General features: G+C 49.6%; 19 protein-coding genes. 10 read left to right on the top strand and 9 right to left on the bottom strand.

Annotated elements, in window-relative coordinates; all coding sequences use genetic code 11:
• Positions 1–91 precede the first annotated feature (91 nt).
• On the top strand, positions 92–607 hold the full coding sequence (locus K365_RS0119640) for a shikimate kinase (protein WP_006967358.1): 516 nt from the start codon (positions 92–94) through the stop codon (positions 605–607).
• Positions 608–634: 27 nt separating this feature from the next.
• Here K365_RS0119640 and K365_RS0119635 read toward each other — a convergent pair whose 3' ends face one another.
• Both K365_RS0119635 and K365_RS0119630 read right to left on the bottom strand, forming a co-directional pair.
• A complete protein-coding gene (locus K365_RS0119635) occupies positions 635–1,336 on the bottom strand; it encodes an anaerobic ribonucleoside-triphosphate reductase activating protein (protein WP_006967361.1) in 702 nt (233 codons plus the stop codon).
• Positions 1,337–1,338: 2 nt separating this feature from the next.
• Complete coding sequence (locus K365_RS0119630; RefSeq protein ID WP_024335947.1) at positions 1,339–3,432, bottom strand: ribonucleoside triphosphate reductase; 2,094 nt, start codon at positions 3,430–3,432, stop codon at positions 1,339–1,341.
• Positions 3,433–3,613: 181 nt separating this feature from the next.
• Between K365_RS0119630 and K365_RS0119625 the strand changes: the two genes are divergently transcribed.
• Positions 3,614–3,862, top strand: coding sequence for a hypothetical protein (locus K365_RS0119625; protein ID WP_024335946.1), 249 nt, complete (start codon positions 3,614–3,616; stop codon positions 3,860–3,862).
• A gap of 12 nt (positions 3,863–3,874) precedes the next feature.
• Here K365_RS0119625 and K365_RS0119620 read toward each other — a convergent pair whose 3' ends face one another.
• The 5 genes from K365_RS0119620 to mnmG all read right to left on the bottom strand — a co-directional run bounded on the left by K365_RS0119620 (position 3,875) and on the right by mnmG (position 9,361).
• Complete coding sequence (locus K365_RS0119620; RefSeq protein WP_024335945.1) at positions 3,875–4,462, bottom strand: NUDIX hydrolase; 588 nt, start codon at positions 4,460–4,462, stop codon at positions 3,875–3,877.
• 26 nt (positions 4,463–4,488) lie between these two features.
• Complete coding sequence (locus tag K365_RS0119615) at positions 4,489–5,922, bottom strand: zinc-ribbon domain-containing protein (protein ID WP_024335944.1); 1,434 nt, start codon at positions 5,920–5,922, stop codon at positions 4,489–4,491.
• A gap of 10 nt (positions 5,923–5,932) precedes the next feature.
• Complete coding sequence (hpt, locus tag K365_RS0119610) at positions 5,933–6,448, bottom strand: hypoxanthine phosphoribosyltransferase (RefSeq protein ID WP_006967374.1); 516 nt, start codon at positions 6,446–6,448, stop codon at positions 5,933–5,935.
• A 6-nt stretch (positions 6,449–6,454) separates the two neighbouring features.
• Positions 6,455–7,402: a DnaJ C-terminal domain-containing protein gene (locus tag K365_RS0119605; RefSeq protein WP_024335942.1), complete on the bottom strand. Its 948-nt coding sequence runs from the start codon at positions 7,400–7,402 to the stop codon at positions 6,455–6,457.
• Positions 7,403–7,474: 72 nt separating this feature from the next.
• A complete protein-coding gene (gene mnmG / locus K365_RS0119600; protein WP_024335941.1) occupies positions 7,475–9,361 on the bottom strand; it encodes a tRNA uridine-5-carboxymethylaminomethyl(34) synthesis enzyme MnmG in 1,887 nt (628 codons plus the stop codon).
• 118 nt (positions 9,362–9,479) lie between these two features.
• On the opposite strand from mnmG, the gene K365_RS0119595 reads away from it, so the two are divergent.
• From K365_RS0119595 to K365_RS0119580, 4 genes are read left to right on the top strand one after another with little or no spacing between them, the layout of a single operon-like run.
• Positions 9,480–10,466, top strand: a complete 987-nt coding sequence (locus tag K365_RS0119595) for a FeoA domain-containing protein (protein ID WP_029725576.1) — start codon at positions 9,480–9,482, stop codon at positions 10,464–10,466.
• Positions 10,463–12,637 (top strand): ferrous iron transport protein B, encoded by a 2,175-nt coding sequence (gene feoB / locus K365_RS0119590; RefSeq protein ID WP_024335939.1) that lies wholly within the window; start codon positions 10,463–10,465, stop codon positions 12,635–12,637. Before K365_RS0119595 ends, feoB begins: the two co-directional genes overlap by 4 nt.
• Before the next feature lie 20 nt (positions 12,638–12,657).
• Positions 12,658–13,122, top strand: coding sequence for an SH3 domain-containing protein (locus K365_RS0119585; protein ID WP_006967386.1), 465 nt, complete (start codon positions 12,658–12,660; stop codon positions 13,120–13,122).
• A 42-nt stretch (positions 13,123–13,164) separates the two neighbouring features.
• Positions 13,165–13,863, top strand: a complete 699-nt coding sequence (locus K365_RS0119580) for a tetratricopeptide repeat protein (RefSeq protein ID WP_024335938.1) — start codon at positions 13,165–13,167, stop codon at positions 13,861–13,863.
• 56 nt (positions 13,864–13,919) lie between these two features.
• Here the strand turns inward: K365_RS0119580 and K365_RS0119575 are convergent, their stop codons facing one another.
• Complete coding sequence (locus K365_RS0119575) at positions 13,920–15,311, bottom strand: sigma-54-dependent transcriptional regulator (protein WP_006967392.1); 1,392 nt, start codon at positions 15,309–15,311, stop codon at positions 13,920–13,922.
• Positions 15,312–15,323: 12 nt separating this feature from the next.
• Complete coding sequence (locus tag K365_RS0119570; protein ID WP_024335937.1) at positions 15,324–16,748, bottom strand: two-component system sensor histidine kinase NtrB; 1,425 nt, start codon at positions 16,746–16,748, stop codon at positions 15,324–15,326.
• A gap of 216 nt (positions 16,749–16,964) precedes the next feature.
• On the opposite strand from K365_RS0119570, the gene pilM reads away from it, so the two are divergent.
• From pilM to K365_RS0119550, 4 genes are read left to right on the top strand one after another with little or no spacing between them, the layout of a single operon-like run.
• On the top strand, positions 16,965–18,023 hold the full coding sequence (pilM, locus tag K365_RS0119565) for a type IV pilus assembly protein PilM (protein ID WP_024335936.1): 1,059 nt from the start codon (positions 16,965–16,967) through the stop codon (positions 18,021–18,023).
• The gene (locus K365_RS0119560; RefSeq protein WP_024335935.1) at positions 18,020–18,598 is read left to right on the top strand and encodes a PilN domain-containing protein; all 579 of its coding nucleotides are present in this window, start codon (positions 18,020–18,022) and stop codon (positions 18,596–18,598) included. Before pilM ends, K365_RS0119560 begins: the two co-directional genes overlap by 4 nt.
• On the top strand, positions 18,598–19,284 hold the full coding sequence (locus K365_RS0119555) for a type IV pilus inner membrane component PilO (RefSeq protein WP_024335934.1): 687 nt from the start codon (positions 18,598–18,600) through the stop codon (positions 19,282–19,284). The genes K365_RS0119560 and K365_RS0119555 overlap by 1 nt, the downstream gene beginning before the upstream one ends.
• A complete protein-coding gene (locus K365_RS0119550) occupies positions 19,265–19,693 on the top strand; it encodes a hypothetical protein (RefSeq protein WP_156887749.1) in 429 nt (142 codons plus the stop codon). The genes K365_RS0119555 and K365_RS0119550 overlap by 20 nt, the downstream gene beginning before the upstream one ends.
• The last annotated feature ends 2 nt before the right edge of the window (positions 19,694–19,695 follow it).

Raw genomic sequence — 19,695 nt, 5'->3', positions numbered from 1 at the left:
CTTGCAAAGACAAAGAAAGGATAGTATATATTTTTGTTTAAATTTTTGGGGATAAAAAAGCGGTATATTGCAGAAATGACAGGTTAAATTGATGAAAGATAAAAAAAATATTGCATTGATTGGTATGCCGGCTGTGGGTAAAAGCACGGTGGGGGTGCTGCTGGCCAAAAAAATGGGGTTTGATTTCATGGATACGGATATTTTGATCCAGGCCAAAGAGCATCAGACCCTTGCTCAGATCATTGCCCGCCATGGGTTGGAACAGTTTCTGGAAATCGAGAAACAGCATCTTCTGGACATCCGCTGTACCCGTCATGTGATTGCCACCGGCGGCAGCGTGATATACAAACCCGAGGCCATGCGCCATCTGGCTGAAACCTGTGTCATCGTTTATCTGGCCGTTGATCTGGATGTGCTTAAAACCCGGTTGTCAGATGTGATCACCCGGGGGGTGGCCATCTCTCCGGGAAAAACCATTGATGATTTATACCGGGAACGGGTCCCTTTATATGAAAGATATGCAGATCTGGCTGTTCACTGCAGAAAACAGTTTCCAGAGCAGGTGGCGAAACAGATCATTCAATCAATGCCAAAGGACAGAACCTGACCGGTATCATTGATGTCTCGAATCTGTTTATCGGACCTGTACTTCCTGAACCGCGCCTTCAACAATGGATTTCAGTTCCAGAATCTCCCGGTCCGAAAAAAAATGATCCGGGTTCTGTGAAAATTGCGGATCCATCATGGGAACATGGCGGACACATTTCTGAAGCACATACTTTTTGGCCCCTTTGATCTGGCCGGCAATCTGTTCCATGATTTGGGCATTGATAAACGGCCGCACACAGGTGGTTCGAAATTCATAGGCAGGGGCAAAATCCATGATAAGACCCATGCTTTGTGAAACCGAATCCATGTCAGCGGAAGGTTTCATGATGTCAGGATATTTGTCCGCCCCGGTTTTGATGTCCATGGCCACATAATCCACCAGAGAGCGGTCAAGCAGCCGGGACAGAACCGCCGGTCTTGATCCGTTGGTATCCAGTTTGACGGCAAGCCCCATCTGCTTGATCTGCTGGATGAAATCCATCAGATTCTTTTGCAGACAGGGTTCTCCTCCGGTGATGACCACCCCGTCCACCAGTCCTTTTCGGGCCGTCAGAAATGAAAAAATATCCGTGGTGTCCAGGCGGCCGGTGCCGTTTGCCGGGCCGGCCGCCAGTTCAGGATTATGACAATAGGGGCAGATAAAATTGCATCCCATGGTAAACACCACACAGGAAATGGTTCCTGGAAAGTCGATCAGAGAATTTTTCTGGAAACCGCCGATATGCATGGTTACGAAGCCACATTAAATGTTTTACGCATGGCAAATTCCGTCTGCTTGCCATTGTTCCACTGGGACACCGGCCGCAGATACCCCACCACCCGGGAGTAGATTTCCGTTTCTGCGTGACAGGTATCACAGGTGGCATGTTCTCCGGCAATGTAGCCGTGAGACGGACAGATGGAAAACGTGGGCGTCAGCGTGAAATAGGGCAGTTTGAATGTATTGGATACCTTGCTCACCAGTTGTTTGACCACCTGGATGTCTTGGACCTCTTCGCCTAGAAACAGATGCTGGACCGTGCCGCCGGTGTATCGGGTCTGCAGCGGATCCTGGAGTTCCAGGGCTTCGAACAGGTCATCCGTGTAATTGACCGGCAGATGGGTGGAGTTGGTATAGAACGGATCACTGCCCTGCTGATATTCTGATTCATTGGCACAGATGATATCTGAGAATCTTTTTTTGTCCAGATTGGCAAACCGGTAGGTGGTGCCTTCGGCCGGGGTGGCTTCCAGGTTGAAAATTTCATCGGTTTCCGCCTGAAGCGTTTCAATGTTTTTGCGTAAATGATCCATGACTTTTACGGCAAATGCCTGTCCTTCCGGCGTGGCAATCCCCTGGTTTAAGAAGTTGATGCAGGCCTCGTTCATGCCCAGAATACCGATGGTGGAAAAATGGTTGCGCCAGTAGACTCCGGTGTTTTCCTTGATTTTTCTCAAGTAGAACTTGGAATAGGGATACAGCTCGCCCTCGGTGAATTTTTCCAGAATCTTGCGCTTGATGCTCAAAGATTCGGCAGCCACCCGGGTCAAATGATCCAGGCGCTGGAAAAAATCGGTTTCATTTTCAGCCAGATATCCGATTCTGGGCAGGTTCAGGGTGACCACGCCGATGGACCCGGTCAATGGGTTGGCACCGAACAGGCCACCGCCCCGTTTGCGCAGCTCCCGGTTGTCCAGGCGCAGGCGGCAGCACATGGACCGGGCATCTTCCGGAGACATGTCGGAGTTGACAAAGTTGGAAAAATAAGGAATCCCGTACTTACCGGTCATTTTCCAGATATTTTCCAGGTTGGGATTGTTCCAGTCAAAGTCCCGGGTGATGTTATAGGTGGGGATGGGGAATGTAAAAACCCGGCCCTTGGCATCCCCTTCCATCATGACTGCGGCAAAGGCGGCATTGATCATATCCATCTCTTTTTGATACCCGGCATAGGTGTCTTCCCGGTATTTGCCGCCGATGATGACCGGTGAATCCGCCAGGGTGGCCGGTACGTTCAGATCCATGGTGATATTGGTGAACGGGGTCTGGAATCCCACCCTTGTGGGGATATTGATGTTAAAGACAAACTCCTGAAGGGCCTGCTTCACCTCTTTGGGGGTGAGTTGATCCTCTCTGACAAACGGCGCCAGCAGGGTGTCGAAATTGGACATGGCCTGGGCCCCGGCCGCTTCCCCCTGAAGGGTGTAGAAAAAATTCACGATCTGGCCCAAAGCGCTTCTGAAATGCTTGGGGGGTGAGGACTGGACTTTTCCGGCCACACCTTTGAATCCTTCCAGAAGCAGATCCTGAAGATCCCAGCCCACACAGTACACAGACAGCAGGCTCAAATCATGAATATGTATGTCTCCGCTGTAATGGGCCTCCCGCACCGGCGGGGGATAGATTTTGTTGAGCCAGTATTCCGCGGTGATATCTGAAGAGATGTAATTGTTCAGGCCCTGAAGGGAATAGCTCATATTGCTGTTTTCCTTGACCTTCCAGTCCATCTGGGAGATATAGGATTCCATGAGGTCCACGTTTTCCCGGATGGCGATCTTCCGGATCTGGTTGTGCTGCTCCCGGTAGATGATGTAAGCCTTGGCCGTCTTGTAGAACGGGGAATCCAGCAGGACCCGTTCCACGATGTCCTGGATCTCTTCCACTTCCGGCACCGGCCCCAGTTGCAGGTCCCGGGCCAGGGTCAAGACCCTGAGGGTCAGTCTTTTGGCTTCTCTGCCGTTGAATTCACCCGTTGCCAGACCGGCTTTTTCAATGGCACTGGTGATTTTTGACGAGTCAAATGCGCTGATCCGCCCATCGCGTTTCTTTATTTGTTCAAACATGGCCTACCTCTTGAAATCAGATTCAAATTGACATATTGTTTCTTTGTGTTGACACAGGGTATCCGGACTGGATATGTGTGATCGACATAAATCAAATTATCCAATATATTGTTGTGTGTCAATAGAAAAAATACAATATATGGTATTGACAATCCTGAAATAAAAGAATGGCGCCAACGCAATGCGTTCAGATCGTTTCCCGTTTTTCAGAAAACAATACATTCCCTGGTATGATACTTCCGCTGCCTGCTGGATATTGATGGGTTTTTTGTTTGTGATCGGTTTGTTTGCCTTGTCCGGGGTGACCGTGGCAGGATCAAAACCGGATCTGGTTGAACATATGTGGTTTCCGGGAATACTGGCCGGGATGTCCTTTTTTCTGGTGATCAAGATCGGGTTCCGGCTGTGGCAGCGGAACAAAAATGAGTGATTTTACTTGATCTCAGTGATCCATTAATGTGTCCAGCATGTGGTGAAGGATTTTTGCCGTCACGCCCCATATGACCACATCCTGGAACGGATAGGTCAGATCCAGGATCGGCGGGGTTTGTCCAAGATACTTTTTTTCCCGGTGCAGGTCGGCCAGGTGGGGCACCGGAATCTGAAACACCCGTCTGATTTCCACAGGATCGAACCGGATGGGGCCCTGCTGGTTCCAGATACCGGTAAAGGCGTGGATATCTTTGTGATTGATGGTCTGGAAATGGCCCATGGAACCGATGACTTCCACATTTTCCGGAACGATCCCCAGTTCTTCCTCCAGCTCCCGCAACGCGGTTTCCAAAGGGCTGTCATCGGTTTCATCCACATGTCCGCCGGGAAAGGCCATTTGATTGCGCCAGGGATATCCGGCCACATCCGCTTTCTGGATGAACAACAGTTTCGGAAGGGCCTGGTTGAACAAAAACAGCGCCATGACAGCCGTCTGATCATATTTATTCAGGTCCGGAGGGGAGGGATGAACCGCCTTTCCCAGGCGGGAGATGATTTCGTGCCGGCATAGGGTCGGATTCACGGGGGTGTGTTTCATGGGTCAACAAGGCATAAGAGAAATGATCAGGGTGTTGCTTTATCAAATCCCGCCACCTCCACGGTAAAGTTTTCCAGATTCCGGGGCAGGTCGGCAAACACCAGCATGAACGGAACGGTGTCACCCGGCATGATTTTTTCGTTGATATCCGCGGTTCCCCCCGGAATTTTCAACTGAGCGGTCAGGTCTTCGATCCGGGCGGTTTTCAGGGTTTTTTCAGGAATGATGTTGCCACAAAAAGCGGTTTGGGTCATGGCGGCTTTTTTTTCTTTCTGAAACAAAGTGCCTTTCACCTGGATACGGCCGTAGGGAATCTGAGCAGGATTTTCGATTTTTCCGGTGATGATGAACAGTTCTCCGGCAAAGTCATTGGTGAGAAACCGGCCGGTCACACTTTTCTGGTCCGGGATCGGGTCCGGATAGGTCACGGTTTCCGGTGTCTTTTCAGGCAGGTACTGCTCAATGAACGGAATCTGGATTTCCGGCAGAAAAGGGATCTTGTATCCAAAAAATGTGGCGGCAATATAACCGCCCCCTGCCAATAAAAAGACAAGGAGGAGCACCAGAACCGGAAGCCCCAGACCGGTTCTTTTTTTGGCAGGCGGTTCTTCAGAATCCATGCGTTCATCTTCCGGGTCCAGCGGGTGGATCAAAGATGCCCGGGCCGGACGGCGGGGTGGGGGGGTCTCATGAGACAGCGTATCAGGAAGGTCGGCATCCTCCATGTCTGTTTCGTTAAAATCCGGGTCATCAAATTCATCCAATCCGTCAAAAGCCGTTTCCTCAGGTTCAAAGTCGTCTTTTAGATCGACATCAATTTCTTGATCCGTATCGATCTTTGTTTTTTTGTCCAATGGATCCGTTTCTTCCAAAGAATGGGACCGGGACTGATCTTCGAGTTCAGGTTCTTTTTCTTCAGGTGTGTCCAGACTCAGTTCTTCAGTATCCGGATTTTCTTCATCCAGATCAAACGCCAGATCGAATTCCGGTTCGTTGTCTTCGGAAGTGATGTCACCCAATTCGAGTTCTTCCTGAACTTCGGCCATATCTTCCGACAGGTCGGGTTCATCTGATAGTTTCAGTTCATCCGACAGATCCGGTTCATCTGTTTCTGTTGTGTCAGCATCTTCAAATTCGATTTCTATTTCATCCGGATCAATCGCTTCCAGTTCCAGCTCATCGGGTTCAACAGTTTGCTGTATAACGTCCTGGGTCCGGTTTTCAACATCCAAGGTTTCAGGCAGATTTTCTTGTTCGTCAAAGTCGGAATCATCGAACTCAAGATCTTTGTCAAAATCGATATCCTGAAATTCAGAATCGTCGAATTCCGGTTTGGCAGAAGGGGGGAATGCCGTGAATATGTGCTGGCACCGGCTGCAACGTACCGTGGATCCGTCTGCATCGAGTAAGGATTCATCTAAGTTGAATCGTGTTTCGCACTTTTCACAGGTGATAATCATGGCGCATCCCCTATAATTTTAGATCATATATTTCAGGCTTGTTCCTGTATTTTTCATCATAATCCAGCCCATACCCGACAATGAATCCTTTTTCAAGAGAAAAACAGGCATACTTGACGGGAATTGCTTTTTTCCGGCGTTCATGTTTGTCGATCAGGGTGCAGACGGCCACGGAATTCGGATTGAGAAGTTGGATAAACTCCATGATCTTGGTCAAGGTGTTGCCTGTATCCACGATGTCTTCCACCAGCAGAATATCCCGATTCCGGTATTCCAGATCCGGCTGTTTGGTGAATACGATCTGCCCGGTGGAATGGGTGCCTTCATAGGAAGACGCACCAATGAAATCAATGTCATGGTCCATATCGATCTGCCTGGTAAGATCTGCCATGAACATGAAAGCACCCTTTAAAATTCCTGTTAAAATCAGGTCTTTACCCTGGTAGTCCCGGGAGATCTGTTTGCCGATTTCCCGGACCCGGTTCTGGATGGTCTGTCGGGAAATCAGCGGGATAAATTCGGGCATGGTGAATCACAATCCTGTGGCTTTGAGTTCCTGGATTAATTTTTTTTGTTTGTCCGTCAGTTTTTTGGGCATGTCTATATTAATCACAACAAACAGATCTCCGCAACCATTTCCTTTCATATGGGGAATACCATGTCCGGACAGACGCATCCTGGCTTTGTGACTGGTTCCGGCCGGTAGTTTCAGGTTCATGGTCTTTCCGGACGGGGTCAGAATTTCCAGTTTGTCTCCCAGAAGGGCCTGGGTCAGTTTGATCGATTGGGTCATAAGGACATCGTTGCCGTCAATGGAAAACCCGCTGGTGGGAACCGGTCTGGATTTGATATACAGATTCCCGGCCGGTCCGCCATGGGGAGACGGTTCACCTTTGCCGGCCAGACGGATTTTTTTCCCCTGGGTCAATCCTTTGGGAATACGAACCTCAACCGCATTGGTGGTGCTGCCCTGGCGGATGGTGATGGTTTTTTTGGTGCCGTGAATCAATTCTTCCAGGGTCAACGGAATTTCATATTCAATATCTTTTCCCGGTGTCCGGGGATAGGCCCGTTGCTGGCCGAACCCGTCGCCCGTGTTTTGAAAAAACGGATTGCCCCCGGAGAAACCGGAGCGCCCCCGGGGACCGGCCTGGCCAAAAGAAGCGGAAAATCCGCCCCGGCCGCCGCCGAATCCGAACTCCTTGAGAATATCCCCTAAATCAAAGTTTCTGAAAATATCTTCCTGGGAATATCGCTGTTGAAAGTCGGCGGAGCCATAGGTGTCATATTGTTTTCGTTTTTCCGGGTCGCTGAGCACGGCATAGGCTTCGCTGATTTTCTTGAATTTGTCCTCCAGGGTTTTATCCCCTTTGTTTTTGTCCGGATGGTACTTCATGGCAAGCTTGCGGTAAGCTTTTTTGATATCTGCCGCACTTGCCGATTTATCGATGCCTAGAATATTGTAATAATCGTCGGCCATTTTTTCCTCACTGCTTGTTTTATATTGGGTTTGACTTTTTTATGGTAAATGATAAGCGTCAACCCGCACAAGTCAAGCGGATTTCTGGGTGTTAAAAGCGGCAATGGCAACCATCATCACAGAGATGGCGGCAGGCGTCATGCCGTCGATCCGGGAAGCCTGGCCCAGGGTTTCCGGCTGAATTTTTTTCAGTTTTTCCCGGATTTCATTGGACAGGCCGTGGACATTGCCGTAATCGAGTCGTGCCGGGATATGGATTCGTTCCAGATGCTTGAATTTTTTTATTTCGTTCAGCTGGCGGGTGATATATCCTTCATACTTGATTTCAATTTCCACCTGCCGGGCCACCCGGGCGGGAACCGGTTCAAGCGGCGGAGCAAAGGCCATCAGGTTCTGATAATCGATCTCCGTCCGTTTCAGGAGCTGTTCCAGTTTGACACCGGTGGAGATGGGCGGGCTGTCCAAGTCGGATAGGCGCTGGTTCACGGCGGTTTCCGGTTTGACAACCATCTGTCTCACCCGGTGAATTTCTTTGCGGGTCTGTTCCTGGATTTCCCGGCACAAAGCCAGGCGGTCTGCATCGATCAGGCCGTATTCAAAAGCGATGTCAGCCAGGCGCAGATCCGCATTGTCTTCTCTGAGCATGAGGCGGTATTCCGCCCGGGAAGTGAACATGCGGTAGGGTTCAGTGGTACCCCGGGTCACCAGATCATCGATCATAACGCCCAGGTACGCCTGGGACCGGTCCAGCACAAATGCGGGCCGTTTCTGAACCTTACCTGCGGCATTGATGCCGGCCCACAGGCCCTGGCCCCCGGCTTCTTCATATCCGGAGGTGCCGTTGATCTGTCCGGCCAGAAAAAGGCCTTTGATCCGTTTGGTTTCCAGGGTCGGGAACAGTTCCAGCGGATTTACAAAATCGTATTCAATGGCATAGGCCGGCCTCATGATTCTGGCCTGTTCCAGGCCTTTCACGGATCGGACCACCTGGTACTGGATCTCCAGGGGCAGGCTGTTGCCTAAACCGGAGGCATAAATTTCTTTGGTATGGATTCCTTCATACTCCAAGATGATATGGTGGCTGTCCCGATCCGGGAATTTGACGATTTTATCTTCAAAAGAGGGACAGTACCGGGCGGACTGCCCTTTGATGTGTCCCCCGTAAAGGGCGGAGTGCTTCAGATTACTCCGGACAATGTCATGGGTCCGGGCATTGGTATGTCCCATAAAGCTGGGCAGCATGGGGGTGGTGATGGCGGCCGTTCTAAAGGAAAACGGGATGGGCTCACTGTCGGACATATGGCGGCGGAAGCATGAGAAATCAATGCTGTCGGCATGGAGCCGGGGAGGGGTTCCGGTTTTCATGCGCCCCATGTCAAACCCGAGATCCGACAGGTGCCGGCCCAGATCGATGGAAGAAAATTCCCCGGCCCGGCCGGCGTCAATCCGGGTGGCCCCGATATGGACAGTGCCCCGCAAAAAAGTGCCCGTGGTAATGATCACACAGGGGGCAAAGTATTCATAACCGGTCGCATCCACAATGCCTTTGATCTGATTGTTTTCAATTATCAGTGCCTTGACCATGGCCTGTTTCAGATCCAGGTTCGGGCAGGTTTCCAGGGCCGTTTTCATGTGCCGGGAATACAGGGCTTTGTCGTTCTGGGTGCGGGTGGAATGAACCGCCGGGCCTTTCCGGGTATTCAATGTCCGGAACTGGATGGCGGAACGATCCGTAATCAGCGCCATGTGGCCGCCCAGGGCATCGATTTCCTTGACCAGCTGTCCTTTGGCCATGCCGCCGATGGACGGGCTGCACGGCATGGCGGCAATTTTGTCCATATCAATGGTCAAAAGCAGGGTGGCGCATCCCATGCGGGCCGCGGCCAGGGCTGCCTCACATCCGGCATGGCCCGCACCCACGACCACCACATCATATTGTGTGTCTGCATAAAAATTCATAACCCTTTATAATATAAATTATACTGTATAAAATCAATAAGAAAATCATATTATGTCAGCTTGACAGACCACGCCCGCTATCATATCTTAGTGACTTATTTTTATCAGGATAATAACAATGATGATCAATACCCACGAACAGGAAAAAAAACAGTTCATGCGGCTGTTTCGGGAACAGGGACTGGATCGTTTTGATGAACGGTTTCAAGTGCTTGAAGCGTTTTTGCAGCTGGATCACCATGTGAGTCACGCAGAGATTGTCACGCAACTGAAAAAAAACGGCATCCGGTTGAATGATGAATTTGTGATTTCATCCATGGAACACCTGTGCCGGTTCGGTTTTGCGTCAAAGGTAGAATTCGATGGCGGGGAACCTTTGTACGAACACCGGCATCTGGGGATTCACCACGATCACATGATCTGCACCAAGTGCGGCACTATTCTGGAATTCAAAGATGAAGCCCTGGAAAAACAGCAGCAGAAAGTGGCCAAAGAATATGGGTTTCATATGCTCCAGCACCGCATGGAAATCTATGGCCTTTGCAGTGCCTGTATGGCCAAACGACAGAAACTGGTGCTGTTGCACAAAGCAAAACAGGGCGAAAAACTGAAAGTGAAGCAGCTGGAAGCCGGCCGGCAGATGCAGCTTCGAATTTCTTCCATGGGTTTGAAAATCGGGGATGAACTTGAAGTGGTGTCCAATGGGTTCGGTGGTCAGGTGGTGATTGCCACCGGAGAGACCCGACTGGTTATCGGCAGCGGCATGGCCCAGAAAATCTGGGTCGAACCCGTGGATACGTCGGCGGATGCATCAAAAAACGGGCATGCCGATCATTCCCCTGATCCGGAATCCATCCGGGTGCTTTTGTGTGACATGAGAGCGGGGCAGGAGGGAACCATTGTCCGGGTATCCGGAGAAAGTACGCTGCGGCGGCGTCTTCTGGAGATGGGGATCAACCGGGGAACCCGGGTGTATGTGGAAAAGTATGCCCCGTTAAAAGATCCTGTCGAGCTGGTGGTCAAGGGATATCATATTTCCCTGCGGGTGGAGGAAGCCGCCCATATTCTGCTTGAGAATGTCACAACCCGGAAAGACAAAAAATGAAAAAGGAACTGACCATTGCCCTGGCGGGAAACCCCAATTGCGGGAAAACCACCATCTTCAACAATCTGACCGGTGCCAGACAAAAAGTGGGCAACTGGCCGGGTGTCACCATTGAGAAAAAAGAAGGCCTGCTCAAGTACCGGCAGCATACCCTGCGGGTGGTGGATCTGCCCGGGACCTACAGTTTGACCCCGTTTTCCATGGAAGAGATCACCACCCGGGATTTTATCATTAACGAACACCCGGATATTGTGATCAATATCATTGATGCGTCCAACCTGGAACGCAGTCTGTTTCTGGCCCTTCAGGTCATGGAACTGGGACGGCCCGTGCTGTTTGTCCTTAATATGGCTGATATGGCCGAAGCCCGGGGGATGCGGATCAATGAGAAAAAACTGGCCGCTCTGCTGGATGTGCCGGTGGTGTTCACCGTGGGAAATAAAAACAAGGGGATGGACCGTCTCATTGATGCGGCCATTGAAGAATGTGCCGCCTTTGAAAATGGCAAGGAATCGCGCGTGATCCGGTACGGCAATGATACCGAATCCTGTATCAGTCAGCTGGAAGATCTGATTCATGAGACCCAGGCCATGACAAAGGACTCTCTGGTCCGCTGGCATGCCATCAAGCTGCTGGAAGCTGATGCCGTTGAAAAACAGCGGATTCTGACACGGTTTCCCCAACAGGGCCCGCACCTGATCGAGGTGGCGGAAGATTGCCGGAAGCGGATTTTTGATCTGTTTCAGGATGATTTTGAAATGGTGATCACGGAAGACCGCTATGGGGTCATTGCCGGCATACTCAGGGAGACGGTCACCAATACCGCTAAAAAAAGAATTGACATGTCCCGGAACATCGACCGGGTGTTGACGGACCGATTTTTAGGGATTCCCGTGTTTATCTTTTTTATCTGGGTCATGTTTCAATCCACGTTTACCTTAGGCGCTTATCCCATGGCATGGATCGAATCCGGGGTCACGGGGTTGACCCTCTGGCTGGACCATCTTTTGCCGGCATCGATGTTTAAATCCATGCTCCTGGACGGTGTGGTGGCCGGTATCGGGTCGGTCATTGTTTTTCTTCCCAATATTCTGCTGCTGTTTTTTTTCATCGCCCTGTTTGAAGATACCGGATATATGGCCCGGGCCGCGTTTCTCATGGACCGGGTCATGCATACGGCCGGACTGCATGGAAAATCGTTTATTCCCATGCTCATGGGGTTCGGCTGCAATGTGCCGGCCATCATGGCGGCAAGGACCCTGGAACACCAGAAAGACCGGATTCTTACCATTCTGATGACCCCTTTCATGTCCTGTTCCGCCCGGCTGCCCGTATATATTGTACTGGCCGGCAGTTTTTTTGCCCATCGGGCAGGGACCGTGATTTTTGCGTTGTACGCAGCCGGAATCATCATTGCCATTTTGTCCGGGCGCATCCTGCGCACCCTGTTTTTCAAGGGCGCGGATGCGCCGTTTGTCATGGAACTGCCCCCTTACCGGATGCCCATGCTCAAAAGCCTGTTGATTCACATGTGGGATCGCAGCAAAATGTTTCTGCGCAAAATGGGCGGGGTGATTCTGGTGGGTTCCATCATCATCTGGGCCTTATCCAGCTTTCCTAAAAACATCACTTATTCACAGGATTATGATGCGGTTCAGGCTCGGGTGCAGGACCGGTTCACCCGGCAGATAAAGCAGGCGGATGCGGATCAGCAAATAATTCTGAATCAAACCCTGGCATCGGAACTTAAAAGAATTCATACAAAAAAAGAACAGGAACGGGTATCCAAATCCTATATCGGCCAATTGGGTCATTTTCTGGAACCGGTGTTTGCGCCCATTGGCATCGGATGGCAGGCCGGTGTCGCGATTGTGACCGGGTTTGTGGCCAAAGAGGTGGTGGTGAGCACCATGGGGGTTCTTTACGGGGTGGGAGAAGCCCAGGAGGGTCAGGCATTGACCACGGCGTTGAAGCAATCAGGCATGACAGCACTATCCGCATTGTCCATGATGGTGTTTGTCCTGTTGTATGTGCCCTGTTTTGCCACGGTGGTTGTAATTTACCGGGAAACCTCTTTAAAATGGGCCTGTTTTAACGTAATTTATACCACCCTGGTTGCATGGACCCTGTCTTTTCTGGTATATCAGACAGGCATGATGTTGCGTGGATGATATAAAAGGGAGGGAACGATATGAAAAAAAAATCATGCATCTTACCATGGGTGTGTGCAGGGATGATCATGGTCATGGCATGGATTTGCCCGGGACCGGAAAATGCGGCCGCTGCCGAACGACTCACGGTTAAAGCCAGCATCGCCAATATGCGTTCCGGCCCGGGGACCGGCCATGAGGTTCTCTGGCAGGTGGAAAAATATCACCCGTTCATGGTGGTGGAAAAGAAAGATACCTGGGTCAAGATCAAGGATTTTGAAGGGGACATGGCCTGGATTCATGCATCGCTTCTGACAAGCGTGGAAGGGGTGATCACCAACAGAACCAACTGCAATGTCCGCGCAGAACCCACGACGGACAGCCGTGTTCTGTTCACGGTGGAAAGAGGGGTGCCGTTCAAAGTGATCAAACGCCAGGGAGACTGGATACATATCGAGCATGCAGATGGTGAAAAAGGATGGATTTACCATACCCTTGTCTGGTAATGGCATTGTTACTTATTATTTTTTAAATACAGGTGAAAATTTATGGCAGCACAGCGCGTATCCAATGAGCGGAAAAAAGAGTTGAGGCAGCTGGATCCATTGCAGAGAAATATATTGAAAGCACTGGATTTTGCAAGCTACTACAAAAAACAATTGTTGTATATTGCAGGTGCCGTGGTGGTGGTGGCCATTGTTTTTGCCGGGGTTCTCACCAGTTTTAAACGGTCTGAAAACAGTGCTTCCGACCGGGTGGCCAGAGCAATGACCGTGTACAGAAACCTGGCAGAAGATCCCGACGCAGCATATCAGGCGGTCAAGGATGATTTTCAGACCGTGCTTACTGATTATGGCAACACGGATGCCGGCCGGATGGCCCTTGTCCGGTTTGCCGGTATCTGCATGGAAGCCGGACAGTATGATGAAGCTGAAAAATGGTTTGAAAAAGCATATGATGTGTATGGCGGCCAGGCGGGGATAGGTAATTTTCTGCTGTCATCCCTGGGCCATGTTCAGCTGGCGAAAAATAATCCGGAGGAAGCGGTACGTTATTTTATGCAGATTGAAACCGGTGAATCAGATCTGCTTAAAGATGAGGCCCGCTTTATACTGGCAAAAATTTATGAAGCCCGCCAGGAGGATTCAAACAGCCGGAAAATGTATGATTTGATTGCCCGGGAACATGAAAATTCCATTTATGCGGATTTGGCCCAAAGCATGACGGAAACTGTTGCGGTGCAATAGAGCGGCTGAAACAAAAAATAACTGAAAACCGGTACTGGCAATGTCAGTGCCGGTTTTCAGTTTCCGTCGATATTGAGTTCCTTGTCCAGGTTGTATTTTTTTAATTTCTGGTTCAGCCCGCTTTTTCCAATGCCCAGAATCCGGGCCGCTTTGGTCTGAACATTTCCCGACAGGGTCATGGCCCGTATAATCATGCGTTTTTCAACAGCGGCAAGGGTTTCCACAAGGCCCACGCCTTCGGGGATACCCTCCAGATCCAGGGTATTCTCCGGTGTTTCACGCATCCGGGGCGGCAGATCTGCCGGAGTGATCACTTCTTTGGAGGCAAGAATCACGGATCGTTCAATCACATTTTCAAGTTCCCTGACATTGCCGTTCCATAAATGATCGCACAGAATCCGGGCCGCCTCTTTGTTGAAGCCTTTCACCCGGTTGACGGTGCTGGATTCCCGGGTGAATTTTTCAATAAAATGGTTCATGAGCAGCGGGATGTCCTCCGGGCGTTCGCGCAAAGGGGGGATGACCGCTTTGACCACATTCAATCGATAATACAGATCTTCCCTGAAATGATTGTTGGCCACCTCGTCTTCAAGGGTTTTATTGGTGGCGGCAATAAGCCGGAAATCCACTGGAATCGGGGTGGTTCCCCCGACCCGTTCAATGGTTCTTTCCTGGAGGACCCGCAGCAGTTTCACCTGAAGGGGCATGGACAGTTCCCCGATTTCATCCAGAAACAAAGTGCCTTTGTCCGCGAGCTCAAACCGCCCTTTTTTCAATGCTGCAGCGCCGGTGAACGCCCCTTTTTCATGACCGAACAGCTCGCTTTCCAGCAAAGATTCCGCAAAGGCGGCACAATTGACCGCCACCATGGGGTGATCCTTGCGAAGACTGTTGTAATGGATGGATCGGGCCACCATTTCCTTGCCCGTGCCGCTTTCCCCTTCAATCAGCACCGTGGCATTGGTGGGCGCCACTTTTCGGATGATTTCGTACAATTTCTGCATGGGTTTGCTTTTGCCGATGATATTGTCGAACTGATACCGGGTCTGAACCGCATCCCTGAGAAGGGCGTTTTCCTGGACAATCCGGTACATGGAAATGGATTTGGCGATGTGGGCGATCAGGGCTTCATTTTCAAACGGTTTGAGAATGAATGTATACGCCCCTTTTTGCATGGCTTCCACGGCCTTTTCAACGCTGCCGAAAGCGGTCATGATGATGACCGGCAGCTCCGGATTGATCTCCTTGATTTTTTCCAGCAGATCGATACCGGTCATGCCCGGCATTTTGACATCGGTCAAAACCACATCAATGATCTGGGATTTCAAAAGATCCAGGGCCTCCATGCCGCTGGCGGCGGTGAAAGAATGATACCCTTCTTCTTCAAGCACTTCACTTAAAATGAGACGATAATGTTTTTCATCATCAACAATCAGTATGGTTTCCATAGGGGGATTCTCCTAAATCGGCAGCGCAATGTCAACCACGGCACCGGTGGGTTTGCCGTTGGATATGCGGATGGTGCCGTTGTGGGCCTCGATGATATTTTTAACAATACCCAGGCCCAGACCGGTGCCTGTATCTTTGGTGGTGAAAAACGGGGTCCAGATTTTTTCAAGCGTGTCTTCATCGATACCCGGGCCGTTGTCTGCAAATGAAATAAATACACGCCGGGCATCATAATCGGTCACAATGGTGATGGCACCGTTTTTTCCCACGGACTGAAAACAATTGAGCAGAATGTTTAAAAACGCCTGGTACAGCATGTCCGGATCAGCGGATATGCCGGGCAGATGGTCGTGGAATGCCTTGTGAATGATGATTTCCTGATCCTGGATCTGAGTCTCCAGAAAGGACAGGTTTTTATTTATAATGTCATTGATATCACAGGGGCGCAAATCCGCCTGCCTGGGTCTGGCAAAATCCAGAAAATCGGTGATAATATTATTGAGACGCTGGGATTCTTCAATGATGATATCCGGAATCGTGGAGTGCACTTCCAGCTTGTCCATTTTCTTTTTCATGAGCTGGGCCGAGCTTTTGATAATCCCCAAAGGGTTTCTGATTTCATGGGAAACACCGGCGGTCATTTCTCCGATGGCGGACAGATGCGCTGCCTTGCGAAGTTTTTCTTCCAGCCGCAACCTTTCTTCAGCCCGTTCTTCAATGATTCTTTCCCCTTGTTTGACCACAAACCGCAACACAATGAATAAAAGGCCCATGACTCCGGCACACGACGCCACAATCATGCCCTGCAATCTGAAAACCTGTTGATAGTCATGGGAGATATCCCGAACGATTTCAATGACCCCGATCACCTCTTTTTCCTCGTGCCGGGAAAGCTGCATTTCCTGAACCAGGGGGGCAAAGGTCACAATTTTGGTTTCTTCGGGAAACCAGAACAACAGTTCCAGAAAACTGCCTTTTTGAATCAATTTGGATGTGGTTTCTTTCTGCATGGCCTGTTCATACATCACCCCTCCGGCATCTTCTCTGCCGACCTGTTCTTTGTCAAAACTGTAACCGATGATGTTGTCGGTTCCGTAAATATTGACCATTTCCACATGGAAACTGTGCAGGGTGGAAGTGATTACCGCATCCAGAAGCCGGCTCTGCTCCGGTTCCCGGAGTTTAATCTCGCCGTATTTAAATGCCACGGGTGCGGCAAACCTCAAAAAAATCTGGTGATTCAGATTTTCCACAAGCAAAGAATTGTACTCTTTGCTTTTTTCCAGAAGCAGGTTTCTGACCCAGTGAGCATTGAGAGCGGCAATGAAGATCGTTGCCGCCAGCATGACGATCAGGCTGGCGATGGTAAACGCTTTGACCAGAACAAACGGTCTTTCCTTTTGAAGAAAGGGTGGCGATGAAAACAAATTTTTCACAAGACGTCCTGCAGTCTGTTAATCATTGTTTTTTTCCGATTTGACAAAATTATGGGGTTATGGTTATTCCAAGTTTATGAAATATATGATAATACTTGACTTTCAATACATATCATAGCAGATTATAGTGAAAATATCATGGGTTATCAATACAAAACAAGGAAAGCCCTGAACCATAAAGGAATCTGATATGGTGGGTGCAAGGACAACAGGGTAATGGGATTTAACAGAAAAGATCATCTTGTGGGGCTGGATATCGGATCTGCCACCATCAAGGCCGCTGAAATACAGATGACCAAAAAAGGTAACATCCTGAAAAAATTCGGTATGATACCTGTAGTTCCCGGCGCAATTGAGGACGGTCGGATCATGGATATGCCGGAAGTGGCCGATACCATCCGGACCTTGTTCAAATCCTTGAAGATCCGGGAGAAAAAAGTGGCTATTTCCACCGGAGGGCAGTCCGTGATCATTAAAACCATCAATACAACCAAAGTGCCGGAAAAAGATCTTCAACAGACCATTGTGGCTGAGGCGGAACAGTATATCCCGTATGATATTGAAGATGTGAATACCGATTACCAGATCATGGGAGAAAGTGAATTTTCATCCGAACAGATCAATGTGATGCTGGTGGCGGTGAAAAAAGATCTGGTGGCGGAATACATGGCCTTAACGGACATGGCAGGTCTCACTGCCAGTATCATTGACGTGGATACCTTTGCGTTGCAAAACATTTATGAAACCCTGCCCGGCCTGGATCCGGAAGATCTGACATTGCTGCTGGATGTGGGGGCTTCAAAAACATCTTTGAATATTCTTAAAAACAATATTTCCATGATCATGCAGGATAATGGATCCGGGACCTTTCAGATCATTCGGGAGATTGCCGAACGGTTTGAAACCGATTTTCTGTCCGCAGAACAAATTTTGCAGGCCCCGGTATCAGAGGCCCCGGATCCCGAAATTGTGGCCGCCATTTTCCAGGAAGCGGCAGATGTCTGGTGTTCGGAGATTTCAGATGTGGTTCATGCGTTTTTAAGCAATGCCCAAGAGGACCGGATCACCAACATCGTTATCAGCGGCGGTGGTTCCTACATTCAACCGTTTCTGGAGCGCCTGGAAACCCAACTGGATGCAAGGGTGTCTATTATCGAACCGTTTGCCGGGCTGGAACTGGATGAAAAAAAGTTTTCTGCGGCATACATATCCCAGGTGGGGCCTCTGGCACCGATTGCTTTAGGGCTTGCCCTGCGCCGGGTGGATGACAAATGATACGCATCAATCTGCTGCCGTTCAGGGTGGCCAGAAAACGGGAAAATATCCGTCAGCAGGTGTCGATATTTCTGTTGTCTGTGATTCTGGTGATTGTGGGCATGACCTGGTATACCCTGGGGATCGACAGGCGGATGACACAAAAACAAAGTGAAATCCAACGGCTGGATGCTGAAATTTCAGTGTATCAAAAAAAGGCGGACCAGGTCAAAGATATTAAAAAACGGTTCAAAATCCTGGAAGACAAATTAAAAATCATTGAATCCCTTCAGTTTAAACGCGATGAACAGCTGCTGTTGATAGAAGATCTTCAGTCACGCATGATACCGGAAAAATTGTGGCTCGAAAGTATCCATGCGGATGAAAGTTCTGTCACTCTGACAGGTATTGCGTTTGATAATCCCACCATTGCCGATTTTATGAAACAGCTGGAATCTTCAGATCTGTTTCAGGAAATTGATCTGAAACAGACTGTCAGTAAACGATTTGACGGAAATATGAATTTAAAGGCATTTGAATTGAAATGCCGAAAGCAGCCTTTGGCGCCGGATACCCAAAATAAAGAGGGAAAATAATGGCACAAAAGAAAAATAAAGAAACGCCAAGGTCTTTGATCGGACAAAAAACAACTGTTTTTTTTGACCGGGTGGGAAAACTGAGCCGCCGGAACCGGTTGTTCATCTGTCTGGGTACGCTGGCACTGATCGGCGGGGCGTATTATTATTTTTTCTTTATGCCCATACAGACGCAGTTGAAACAGGCCTCGCAAACACTTGATGCCCGGACCAGTCAATTGACGATTGTCAGACAACAGGCCAGATCTTTAAAAGAATGGGAAGAAAAGATGGCCCGGGTGGAAGAGGCCTTTTATATCGCGACCCGGGCCCTGCCGGATAAAAAGGAAGTGCCGTCTTTGCTGAAAAGTGTTTCCAATGCCGGCAGCAGCGCAGGTCTAAATATTCAGTTGTTTCAGCCGGGCGCGCCTGTTACCAGGGATTTTTACAAGGAAATACCCTTATCCATGAAAATGGAAGGCAGTTATCTTCAGATAGCAGATTTCTTTTTTCAAGTGTCACGGCTGAATCGGATTGTGAATATCAAAAATATTGACTTGAGGCGGAACAAATCGGCATCCGGCGTAATCGATATGACCTGTAATGCGGTGACTTATATGTTTGTGGAAGCGGATGAGGCAGGGAAACAAGACAAAAAAAAAGAAAAAAGGCTGATATCAGGGGAAAATGAAACACCGGCTAAATAAATGGATGGGCTGTTTGATCGTGGGATTGTTCCTGCTGGGAGGGGTATGCGAAAATCCGTCTGCCCGGGAACTTGAAAAAAAGCCGGCAGTGGTATTCCTTCCCATGCCCCAGTCTGCCGAAGCCGAAAATACAGGTGAAATCAAAGACAGCGAGCAAAAAGAAGAGATTTGGAATGAAGAAGCAATGCCGGATCAGAGCACTTTTGACCGGGATCCGGTTTTGGATGAATCTGCAGAACCCGATAGTGATATTCAGGCCGGCAACAACCAAGGATATGAACCCAAAAGCCAACTGGATCCGTTTATGCCGTTGATTCAAGAAAAAGCGCCCGGGCCGTCCGAAGTCCTTGAGCCGGACAAACCCAAACGTATTCTCACGCCTCTGGAAAAGATGTCGCTAAGGAATTGATA

The sequence above is a fragment of the Desulfotignum balticum DSM 7044 genome, from assembly GCF_000421285.1.
Taxonomy (GTDB): Bacteria; Desulfobacterota; Desulfobacteria; order Desulfobacterales; family Desulfobacteraceae; genus Desulfotignum; species Desulfotignum balticum.
This window is presented reverse-complemented; position numbering and strand designations above follow the sequence as displayed.

Bases quoted from the DNA above. Each gene is read 5' to 3' on its own strand.
- K365_RS0119640 (WP_006967358.1), top strand. From the start codon at position 92: ATGAAAGATAAAAAAAATATTGCATTGATTGGTATGCCGGCTGTGGGT.
- K365_RS0119635 (WP_006967361.1), bottom strand. From the start codon at position 1,336: ATGCATATCGGCGGTTTCCAGAAAAATTCTCTGATCGACTTTCCAGGA.
- K365_RS0119630 (WP_024335947.1), bottom strand. From the start codon at position 3,432: ATGTTTGAACAAATAAAGAAACGCGATGGGCGGATCAGCGCATTTGAC.
- K365_RS0119625 (WP_024335946.1), top strand. From the start codon at position 3,614: ATGCGTTCAGATCGTTTCCCGTTTTTCAGAAAACAATACATTCCCTGG.
- K365_RS0119620 (WP_024335945.1), bottom strand. From the start codon at position 4,462: ATGAAACACACCCCCGTGAATCCGACCCTATGCCGGCACGAAATCATC.
- K365_RS0119615 (WP_024335944.1), bottom strand. From the start codon at position 5,922: ATGATTATCACCTGTGAAAAGTGCGAAACACGATTCAACTTAGATGAA.
- hpt (WP_006967374.1), bottom strand. From the start codon at position 6,448: ATGCCCGAATTTATCCCGCTGATTTCCCGACAGACCATCCAGAACCGG.
- K365_RS0119605 (WP_024335942.1), bottom strand. From the start codon at position 7,402: ATGGCCGACGATTATTACAATATTCTAGGCATCGATAAATCGGCAAGT.
- mnmG (WP_024335941.1), bottom strand. From the start codon at position 9,361: ATGAATTTTTATGCAGACACACAATATGATGTGGTGGTCGTGGGTGCG.
- K365_RS0119595 (WP_029725576.1), top strand. From the start codon at position 9,480: ATGATGATCAATACCCACGAACAGGAAAAAAAACAGTTCATGCGGCTG.
- feoB (WP_024335939.1), top strand. From the start codon at position 10,463: ATGAAAAAGGAACTGACCATTGCCCTGGCGGGAAACCCCAATTGCGGG.
- K365_RS0119585 (WP_006967386.1), top strand. From the start codon at position 12,658: ATGAAAAAAAAATCATGCATCTTACCATGGGTGTGTGCAGGGATGATC.
- K365_RS0119580 (WP_024335938.1), top strand. From the start codon at position 13,165: ATGGCAGCACAGCGCGTATCCAATGAGCGGAAAAAAGAGTTGAGGCAG.
- K365_RS0119575 (WP_006967392.1), bottom strand. From the start codon at position 15,311: ATGGAAACCATACTGATTGTTGATGATGAAAAACATTATCGTCTCATT.
- pilM (WP_024335936.1), top strand. From the start codon at position 16,965: ATGGGATTTAACAGAAAAGATCATCTTGTGGGGCTGGATATCGGATCT.
- K365_RS0119560 (WP_024335935.1), top strand. From the start codon at position 18,020: ATGATACGCATCAATCTGCTGCCGTTCAGGGTGGCCAGAAAACGGGAA.
- K365_RS0119555 (WP_024335934.1), top strand. From the start codon at position 18,598: ATGGCACAAAAGAAAAATAAAGAAACGCCAAGGTCTTTGATCGGACAA.
- K365_RS0119550 (WP_156887749.1), top strand. From the start codon at position 19,265: ATGAAACACCGGCTAAATAAATGGATGGGCTGTTTGATCGTGGGATTG.